Here is a 4,942-nt window from a genome sequence, read left to right as displayed (position 1 = left end):
TCGACCTCGACACCAGGATCCATCTGGTGCGGACACGACCTCGGCCGGTGCGAGCGATCGGCCAGCCCCTCGAGCCCACCGGCCTCGTACCGCGCCAGCCACTGGTGCACGGTCTTGCGGGCGACCCCGAACCGGGCCGCCACGTCCGTGACCGTCTCGCCGTCGCTGACCACCGCCAGCACGGCCTGATACCGCTGCTCAGCCACACTCAACTCCCGCATACCTCGGGAGTGTCACCAATCAGCCGAAGCAGGTGTCACCCGTCAGCCGAAGACGTGTAACGCCTCAGCCGAAGCCCGAACGGCACCGATCAGCCGAAGGCAAACATGAGCTGAGTGCCCCCGGCAGGACTCGAACCTGCGACCAGCGGATTAGAAGGCCGCTGCTCTATCCAGCTGAGCTACGGAGGCGGAGGATCGGAAATACAGTCGGGACAAACATGGGTACAACCCCGGTGTAGTTCGACGGTACTACCGACCCGCGGTCAGTATGCCGCAGCAGGTGCAACCGTGCTCGGTGAGGCGCAAGTCGTGGTGGCACACCACGGGCAGGTCCGGGGCCAGTGAGCTCGTCGAGGTGAACTCGTCGACCGCCCGCGCCATCAACTAGGTGTATCCCTACTCGGATGCCGCGTGCCGACGGGCCGCCCTTACCGGATCTGCCGATGAGCGGGCGCGGCGCGGGCTGCTGCCCCACAATGTCGCGTTCGATGTCTGCTAGACGTGTGGACGCATCCGGGGCCTAAGTGCGCGGTCGCCAGACGCGCCATATCCCTCGACGCTGCGACGTCCAGGATGGGATAGAAGCAATCGCTGCCGTCTAGGGTTCCTTGGTGCCCAGCTGGTCCTATCGTCCCGAGCTCGACGGGCTTCGGTCCGTCGCCGTCTATCTCGTCCTGTTCTTTCACGCGGGCATGACCTGGCTTGAGGGCGGCTTCATCGGCGTCGACCTATTCTTCGTGCTCTCCGGGTTCCTTGTCTCGAGCGTGGTTCTCGCAGAGATCGACGAGCACGGCCGCTTCGGTGTCGGGAGTTTCTACGCCCGCCGGGTACGCCGGTTGCTGCCGGCCGCCGTCGTAGTCGTCATAGTCACAGCATTTGTCCAGCTGCTCGTGGCCTCCCAAGTACGGCGTGCCGATATGATCGGCGACGCCCAGGCCGCGCTGCTCTACGTCGCCAACTGGCACTTCATTTCCGACGCACAGGACTACTTCGCCTCCGCGACGGCAGATCAAAGTCCGTTCGTCCACTTCTGGTCGCTGTCGATCGAGGAACAGTTCTACATCGTTTTCCCGCTGCTAGTGGCCGCGGTCTGGAAGCTCTCGCGACGGCCCGCGCGGACCCTCGTCTGGACGCTGGTGGTGGTCACGGCACTGTCGGTCAGCCTGCAGTTGTACCGCGGTGAGAATGACGCGACCTACGCCTACTACGCCACTGACACCCGCATCTATCAGTTGACCGCCGGCGTGCTCCTTGCCCTGGTCATGCGCCGCTTGGCCCATGGCGAGCGCGGCCGGCGATCGGCAACTGCTCCCCCGAACGGCGCTCGCTTGGCATTAGCGGCCGCGATCGCCGGGCTGACGAGCCTGGCTGTCCTGGGCTCCGGGCTGCTGGAGATGGGGCCCTCGTGGAGAGGCATCGGAGCCACCGTGGGCTCAGTCGTCGCGATCGGTGGCCTCTACCTGTCACCCCACGGCTGGCCGTCGCGCGTGTTGTCGATGCACGTTCCGCGATACCTGGGTCAAATCTCCTACGGCACGTACCTCTGGCACTGGCCGGTCATCCTCGTCGTGGGCGAGGTCTTCGCCGTGCGGCCGCTGGTGCTCGCTCTCCTCGCCGGAGGGGTCGCGACTGGGTTGGCCGCGTTGTCGGCCGAGATCCTCGAGCGCCCCCTCCGGCGGTCGCCGAAGTTGGCGGCCTATGGGTGGCCGGTCGTCGCCGGTGGTCTTGCGCTGAGTGTCACGGCTGCGTTGGTGATCGTGCCGCAGGTCTTGGACAGCCCGCGCCGTCCGGCGGTGGCCACGAGCAGCGAGCGCGGGTCGGCGTTGGCGGCATCGGAGCAGGCCAGGGCTCTTCGGCGCCCGGTCCCGGAAGCAGTCGACCTGCTCGCCGCTCGCCGCGACGTACCGAAGCGCGTGCCGGTGTGCACCGCGGATGACCTCGATTCGTGCCGAGTGGTCGCTGGTAATCGGCAGCACGTCGTGCTCGTCGGCGACAGCCAGGCGCAGATGTTTCAGACAGCCTTCGAGTCGATCGCCAAGGAGCGAGGTTGGACGCTCTCGATGAGCGTACTCGCCGGATGCTCGTGGCAGATGGGGCTCCTCAACGAGCTCTCGCCCGACGTCGAGCAGGAGAGGTGCCGGACGGCGCGCGAGGACTTCTACACCGAGGCGCTGCCGAAGATGGACGCCGATCTGGTCGTGGCCATCTCGATGTCCCACTCCTCGAAGCGATGGGAGCGCGACCTGACCGCCCCTGGGGGTCCACGGGGCGAGTCCCTGATCGAGCGGCAGGACCGCACCGGTAGGGACACGGTGGCGGCTATCGAGGCGGCCGGTGCCAACCTGGTGATCGTGAAGAGCGTGATGGGTACCCAGGGGTTCGACCGCGGTGGTTGGGACCCACTCGAGTGCCTGGCCCGGGCAGCGTCGCTCGCGGAATGTGCCGTGTTTGCTCCCCTGGAGCGGCCGGCCGTGGACGGGCTCTACGAAGCCTATGCCGCCATGGACGACCGCATCGCGACCCTTGACCTGAACCCGGTGATCTGTCCGGCCCCGCCGCTGTGCGCTCCGGTGATCGGCACCACCGTCGTGTGGAAGGACCCCGACCACGTGACGGCCACCATCCTCGACAAGCGCCGCGCAAAGATTTGGCAACGGATTCACGGAACCGACCTGCTCGACTGACCGTCGACGTGGGCCTCGGTTGTCGAGCCGCGGCTGATCTCCGCCTTCTGAGCGGCCAATCGGCGGTCGAGCCAGCTAAGGACGGGCCGAGGAAGGCTGCCTGTCCTTCGACTTGTTCGAGTCGGCCTCGGCGGCTGGCGTCTTTTACACCGTGGAGCGGTGGCGCGACCGGTCTGCTTTCGAGGAGCACCTGCAAACACGGCACCTGGGCGAGGCGGTGGCCGCAGCCGAGGGCAACATCGTTGGCGAGATCGGGATCCACCCGCTCGTGCCCGTTTCCTGATGTAGGCCTCCTGCAGGATGCTCTGCCGCGGTTGTGCCCGGCACCACGCACTCTCCGGCGACGTGTCCGCTCATGCCGCGTTGAGCTCACGCACATGCCGATGAGCGGCCGCTTGGAGCCTGCCGGTCCCGCCCAGGATGTGATCAGGCCACGAGCCGCTTGTGCTTCCTGAGTCCGAGCCGGCGATCGGCAGCAGGGGCGTTGACACCGACTTCGACGGTGTCAATGCTGGAGGCATGGTGCGGCGCTCGCCGCCGTTCTTGTGCCAGACAAGGGGTCCGAATGATTCCGTCCATCTTAAGAGCGCTCAGCGCGACTGTCGTCCTCCTGTCACCAGTCATCTTCAGTTCCAGCGCCTCTCTTCTGAGCTCAAACGTTCAAGCATCCGCAGCGAGCCGCGGTCATCGATGCGCCGGCGAAACGGCGACGCTGGTCGGCACAACGGGTCCGGATCGGCTCGTGGGCACCTCCGGCGCGGATGTCATCTGGGGAGGGCTTGGCCGCGACGTCATCCGTGGACGTGGAGGAAACGACATCGTGTGCGGCGCTGACGGTCCCGATGTGATTAACACAGGCCATGGCGCAGATGTCATCTACGGCGGACCTGGAGCCGACCACATCGCAGACCCGGGCGGCGGAAGGATGACGGTCTGGGCCGGAACTGGCAGCGACATCGTGCACGCCAACGGGATGGCCGACTCCGACTACGCCTTGATCCGGGGCGGGTACGGCCGCGATGAAATTGTCGGCGGCGGTGGCGCCGAGACCTATCTCGACGGCGGGCCAGGTAGGGATGTGTTGCGTGGCCGGGAAGGTTATGCCCAGATGGTCACCGGCACCGGGCGGGACGTCGCATACGGGGGCACCGGTAGTAGCCAGGTTGATGACCTCAGCGGCGAGGGTGACACCTACTATGGCGGCCCCAAGGAAGACCTCGCGATGTATGGCCAGGCGCCAGGCGCCGTGCGCGTGTCGCTGGAGACCGGCCGCGGGCAGCTCATCAGCGGGACGAAATACGATCAGCTTGTTGACGTCGAGGGAGTCTACGGCTCCTGGTACGCCGACGAACTAACCGGTAATGCTGGGTCCAACCACCTGTTCGGTGACGTGGGCAACGACGTCCTGCAGGGAGGTGACGGGGGCGACATCGTGGACGGAGCAGACGGGGACGACATCGTTGATGGCGGGCTGCCCAGTGGGACAGCGCCATGGCCAGTGGGCGACTATGTGATCGGCGGAAACGGTACCGACAGTTGCACCGGTGGGGAAACAACGGACGGGTGCGAGGGGTAGCCACCCCGGTTGGCGAAACCGCGTGCGCCCACAGCTGCGAGGCCTCAGGCGGCGAGTCGCGCGTGCCCGCACACGCCGTCAGCGTGAATCGCTGAACGCACTCACAAGCCGCGATCCGTGCGCTCATGCCGGCGCCTCAATGAGTCATCGCAACACTTCCTGATTGAAGGAGGTCGCGATGGCGCGTCAGAGCTATCAGCGGTTGTCGCCTGCAGACATCGACGAGATCTGGAGGCGGTTGCGGTCCGGGCACTCGGTCAAGCCGACTGCTCGGGCTCTGGGTCTGCCGACCAGCACGGTGCGGACCTACCTGATTCGGTGCGGTGGGATCAGACCTGATCCACGACATCGAGCAGTCGGTCGATTGAGCCTCGAAGAGCGCGAAGAGATCTCGCGTGGTCTGGCCGCCGGGTTGTCGCTTCGGGCGATCGCGGCAGGTCTGGGTCGGTCGCCGTCGACGA

The 4,942-nt window shown here is 66.4% G+C and carries 4 protein-coding genes, 1 tRNA gene and 1 pseudogene; 4 read left to right on the top strand and 2 right to left on the bottom strand.

The window, feature by feature from the left end; all coding sequences use genetic code 11:
• Both N538_RS23435 and N538_RS0101920 read right to left on the bottom strand, forming a co-directional pair.
• Positions 1–221: helix-turn-helix domain-containing protein (locus N538_RS23435; RefSeq protein ID WP_155991930.1), on the bottom strand; the 221-nt coding region annotated here is incomplete at its 3' end.
• 115 nt (positions 222–336) lie between these two features.
• Positions 337–410: transfer RNA gene (locus N538_RS0101920), tRNA-Arg, on the bottom strand.
• A 422-nt stretch (positions 411–832) separates the two neighbouring features.
• Between N538_RS0101920 and N538_RS0101910 the strand changes: the two genes are divergently transcribed.
• The 4 genes and pseudogenes from N538_RS0101910 to N538_RS29650 form a co-directional block, all read left to right on the top strand.
• The gene (locus N538_RS0101910) at positions 833–2,905 is read left to right on the top strand and encodes an acyltransferase family protein (protein WP_197025214.1); all 2,073 of its coding nucleotides are present in this window, start codon (positions 833–835) and stop codon (positions 2,903–2,905) included.
• Between the two features lie 94 nt (positions 2,906–2,999).
• Positions 3,000–3,188, top strand: a pseudogene (locus N538_RS27815) (putative quinol monooxygenase); the annotation flags it as partial.
• A 225-nt stretch (positions 3,189–3,413) separates the two neighbouring features.
• A complete protein-coding gene (locus tag N538_RS28255; protein ID WP_155991929.1) occupies positions 3,414–4,481 on the top strand; it encodes a calcium-binding protein in 1,068 nt (355 codons plus the stop codon).
• A 178-nt stretch (positions 4,482–4,659) separates the two neighbouring features.
• On the top strand, positions 4,660–4,942 hold a 283-nt coding region (locus N538_RS29650; RefSeq protein ID WP_155991928.1), incomplete at its 3' end, for a helix-turn-helix domain-containing protein.

It is taken from the genome of Nocardioides sp. URHA0032, assembly GCF_000620645.1.
In the GTDB taxonomy this organism is placed as follows: Bacteria; Actinomycetota; Actinomycetes; order Propionibacteriales; family Nocardioidaceae; genus Nocardioides.
Note: the sequence above shows the minus strand (reverse complement) of the source record. Positions and strands in the feature narration are given on the sequence as shown.

Excerpts from the sequence above, each read along its gene's own strand:
- N538_RS28255 (WP_155991929.1), top strand. The coding sequence starts at position 3,414 with ATGCTGGAGGCATGGTGCGGCGCTCGCCGCCGTTCTTGTGCCAGACAA.